3 protein-coding genes and 1 pseudogene are annotated in these 4,289 nt (G+C 71.4%); all 4 read right to left on the bottom strand.

Annotated elements, in window-relative coordinates; genetic code table 11:
* A partial coding sequence (locus AC1D1T_RS30560) for a serine/threonine-protein kinase (protein ID WP_477993170.1) occupies positions 1 to 1,233 on the bottom strand: 1,233 nt, incomplete at its 3' end.
* Positions 1,230 to 1,775, bottom strand: coding sequence for an ECF-type sigma factor (locus AC1D1T_RS30555; protein ID WP_477829548.1), 546 nt, complete (start codon positions 1,773 to 1,775; stop codon positions 1,230 to 1,232). The genes AC1D1T_RS30555 and AC1D1T_RS30560, both read right to left, overlap by 4 nt.
* Positions 1,776 to 1,925: 150 nt before the next feature.
* Positions 1,926 to 2,468: an eCIS core domain-containing protein gene (locus AC1D1T_RS30550; protein ID WP_477993169.1), complete on the bottom strand. Its 543-nt coding sequence runs from the start codon at positions 2,466 to 2,468 to the stop codon at positions 1,926 to 1,928.
* Positions 2,465 to 4,289 (bottom strand): annotated as a pseudogene (locus AC1D1T_RS30545) (hypothetical protein); the annotation flags it as partial. The pseudogene AC1D1T_RS30545 and the gene AC1D1T_RS30550, both read right to left, overlap by 4 nt.

The following is a 4,289-nucleotide window of genomic DNA, read 5'->3' as shown; positions in this document are numbered from 1 at the left end:
GTGCCGGCCGACGAACTTGCGCAGGCGGTAGGCCGCGCTGTCGGGCCGCGCCAGCACCGGCTGGCCGCCGAGGTGGCGCACCAGGTCTTCGCGCAGCGATTCGGCGGTGGGGTAGCGCTGCGCCGGGTCTTTCTTCAGCGCCTTCAGCACGATGGTGTCGAGGTCGCCGGCCAGCATAGGGCGCAGCCGGCGCACGCTGGTGCCGCGGGCGCGCGCGGCCTCGTCGGTCAGCTCGCGCAGGCTGGGGCGCTGCGGCTCGATGCCGAGCACCGCCTCTTCGAGCGCCGCGCACGAGGCGCGCACCGGCTCGTACGGCCGCAACCCGCACAGCAGGCCGTAGAGCACGACGCCGAGCGAATAGACATCGCTGGCGGTCGTCACCGCACAGCCGGCCACCTGCTCGGGCGACGCGTATTCGAGCGTCAGCGCGCGGCCGGCGATGCGCGTCAGCTCGGTCTCGTCGGCCTGGCCGTCGGTCGTCAGCTTCGCGATGCCGAAATCCAGCAGCCGCACCTGGCCGTCTTCGGTGACGAGGATGTTGGCCGGCTTCAGGTCGCGGTGGATCACCAGGTTCTGGTGCGCGTACTGCACCGCCGTCAGCACCTGCAGCATCAGCACCAGGCGCTGCATCAGGCCGAGGTTGCGGCGATCGCAGAAGGCGGCCAGCGGCTCGCCCTGCACGTACTCCAGCGCGAGATAGGGCTGGCCATCGTCGGTGATGCCGGCATCGAGCAGGCGTGCGATGTTGGGGTGCTCCAGCGCGCCGAGGATGCGGCGCTCGCGCGCGAAGCGCTCGTGCACGTGCGGGCCGAGCAGGTGCGTGCGCACCAGTTTCAGCGCGACCTGGCGCTCGTAGAGGCCGTCGTCGCGCTGCGCGAGCCACACCGAGCCCATGCCGCCCTGCCCGATCGGCCGCAGCACGCGGTAGGCGCCGATGCGGCGGCCGACCAGCGAGGGCGTGTCGGCCTCGCGGGCCGTGCGGGCGGCCCGGTCGATGCCGCGCGCGACCAGGTCGCCGGTCTCGACGCGCGGGGCCACGGTGGCACCGGTGGGGTGCAGGTCGGTCGGGTGCATCCGTTCCCGCAACTGGGCGACGACCTCGGCCATCGCCGGCTCGCGGCGCGCCAGCTCGGCCTGCCAGCCGGCGCGCTGGTGGCGCGGCAGGTCGCCCACCTCGTCGAGCAGCAGCGAGACGCGGTTCACCTCGGCCGGCGTCAGGTCCTGGACATTCATGCCTCTTCCATCAGGTGCAGCAGGAAGGCGCGCGCCTTCTCCCACTCGCGCTCGACAGTGCGCGTGGAGGTGCCGCGCGCCTCGGCCACCTCTCGGATCGACAGCCCGGCGAAATAGCGCAGCTCGACGAGTTCGTGGAACTGCGGCGACAGGCGTTGCAGCACGTCGAGCGCGGCGCCCATCGCCATCAAACGCCTGTCGTCGATCGCCTCGGCCTCGATGCCGGTGGTCAAGGTGACCAGCAGGTCGCCGCTGCCGCGCTTGCGGGCCTGGCGCTCGCGCACGTGGTCGATCACGACGCTGCGCATCACGCGGGCCACGTAGCCGAAGAAGGCCGGGCGGTCGGAGGCCTTGAGGCGGCCCTCGCCGGACAGCTTCAGGAAGCTCTCGTGCACCAGCGAAGTCGTGTCCAGGTCGTCCAGCCCGCCGCTCTTGTAAAGCCGGCTGTGCGCCATGCGCTTCATGTCGGCGTAGACCAGCTCGAACAACCGGCTCGAAGCCTGCGGATCACCGGATTGCGCCGACCGAAGCAGATCGGTCATTTCCGTCATCGACGTGTCTCACTGCAAGGCGGAGCGGTCGAGTATGGGAAGGGGCCTGGGGAGCGTCAAAGTACAGATTGAGGATGAGGGCTCACCCGTTTGGGGGGCGTCTGTCGGATGCGTGCGCACAGCGGTCTGGCTCACCGCGAGCTACTGGGCGTCCTTCTCCAACCCCGCCGCCTGCAGCGCGCGCGCCCCCATCACGTCGGCCTCCTCCTCGAGCGACGCATCGTCGTTGACGCCCACGCCGGCCATCTGCATCGTCGGCTCGACCCGCCCCTGGCGCTGCTGCACCACGTGCCAGGCCTCGTGCGGCAGGTGCTGGTCCTGGCCGGGCGCGAGGTGGATGTCGTTGCCCTGCGCATAGGCCAGCGCGTTGAGCTGCGCCGGCTTGTCGGAGTTGCGGTGCACCTGCACGTCGGATACGTCCAGGCCCGACAGCGATTCGATGCCGGCCTGCAGGTCGCCCGGCAGGCCGCCGCGCGATGTGTCGGCCTTGGCCTGCAGCGGCTCTTCTTCCTCGAGCTCGCCCAGATCGGGCGCGCGCYGCGCCGCCTCGCCGAACGCCGCCTCGATCTGCGCGCGCTGCGCCACCATGCGCGGGCTGTCGTGGAACGGATCGGCCGCGCGCTGGTGCACAGGGGTCTCGGGACTTCCATGGTCACGGTCATTGGCATGCAGTTGCACTTTCATGGGGCCTCCACTCTCGGCTTGAACGTCACGTAAATGCCTGCGGCGAACAGCAGCAGGATCAGTCCGTACAGCAGGTAATTCTGCTCGCGCCAATGCTGCAGCGAGGGGTCGCAGCTGAACACGACGAAGGCCAGCACCAGCGTCGCCAGCGCGCCGGCCCACACCATCAGCAGGTAGCGCCGGCCGATGCGCCGCACCCGGCAGTTCCACGCATACAGCGCGATGCCGATGCCTTCGGCCAGCACCAGTGCCTCGAACAGCAGGCGCAGCGGCAGCCGGTTCGGGCACGCGAACTCGCACAGCCCGGCCAGCGCGCCGCGCGGTGCCGTGTAGTTGTGCATCAGCAGCGCATGCACCGTTTCGCCGCTGCCGATGCCCGGCGTCGGCAGCGGCCACAACCCGATGCCGCCATAGGTCCACTTGATGTAGGCCAGATCGCGGTCGAGCTGGTCGCGCTCCTGCGGCGGCAGCACGGCCGCCTTCTCGCCGCGCTGGTGGAACTCGATCGGCACCACGCTCTCCAGGAAGGCGATGCGGCGGTGGCCCGACAGGTTCGGCGTCGCGTCGATGCGCGCGCGCAGCGTCATCGTGCTCGCGCCGGTCGGCTCGCTCAGCAGCACCAGGAAGTCGATCGTCAGGTCGGTGGTGCCGCGGTAGCGCACCTTGGCCCCCTCTTCCACGCCCTTGCTGCTGCGCCGCGGCTCGGCGGTCTCCAGCACGTCCATCAGGTCCGAGAAGTTGTAGGCCCCGGTGTCGCCGAGCAGCTTGTCGGGCACGACGATGTTGGCCTGGTAGCTGCGGCCGGTCGCCTGCATCTCGGCCACCAGCCGCTGCAGGAAGAGTTTCAGGAAGCGCGCGAAGGCCTTCTGCTGCGGGCCTTGGGTGGGCGAATCCTCGAAGAACACCGTGAGGCCGTCGTAGACGTACTCCGACTCGCGCCACTGCGGCAGCAACAGGCCGTCGAGGCCGGCCTGCAAGGTGCCGTCGCGCGTGTCGGCCAGCACCACCGCATTGCGCGCCGCGTTGCGCGCCACGCCGTCGAGCTGGGCCTCCGGCAGCGCGAGCAGCGAGGCCCAGTCGCGCCGGTACAGCACCAGGTCGACGCGCGTGCCGTGCCGGCGCGTCTCGCGTGCGAAGCCGCCGGCCTGGCCGTCCCAGCCCGGCGGCAGCACCCAGTTCCCGCTGTCGGCCAGCACCACGCCCATGTAGCTCAGGCGCGTGAACAGGCTGAAGTCGACCGCCAGCGGCGCCTCGGTGGCCAGCCAGTACGGCACGAAGCCGATCACCTCGTTGTCGACGCGCTGCGGCGTGCAGCCGCAGCCGGCGCCGTTCAGCCGCAGCGGCTTCGCTTCGCCGAACGGATGCCGCTTCTCGGCCGCACGCACGATGTCGGCGCGCAGCGCATCGGGCAGCAGGTTGTCGTAGAACTCGCGCAGGCTCAGGCTGCCGACTGCGGTGGCGGCGGCTGGGGTGGCAACCGGCTTGCGCGCGGCCGGGGCGGATGCCGCAGACACCGGGGGCAGCGGCGGGCACTGCGTGTCGACGGCCAATTGCTGCTTCAGCGCCACCTCGGTCACGTGCACCCGGTAGTAGGCGCAGCGGCTCTGCTCCAGCGCGGTGACGAACAGCGCGCGCGTCGGGTACTCCACGTCGGTCAGCGGCAGCAGCACCGCCTGCAGCTGGTCGGGGCTCGGCACGACCGGCGGCACCGGCTCGGTGACGACAGCGGGCGGCAACCCGTCCGCCGGCACCAGGGCCGGCGCGGGCGCCGCGGCGGGCGCTGCCGCCTCCGGTGCCAGGCCCGCCTGGTCGGCCGGCGTC

Source organism: Rhizobacter sp. P2_H3, assembly GCF_056403355.1.
This window is presented reverse-complemented; position numbering and strand designations above follow the sequence as displayed.

Coding starts and splice junctions, on each gene's coding strand:
- AC1D1T_RS30555 (WP_477829548.1), bottom strand. CDS start 1,775: ATGACCGATCTGCTTCGGTCGGCGCAATCCGGTGATCCGCAGGCTTCG.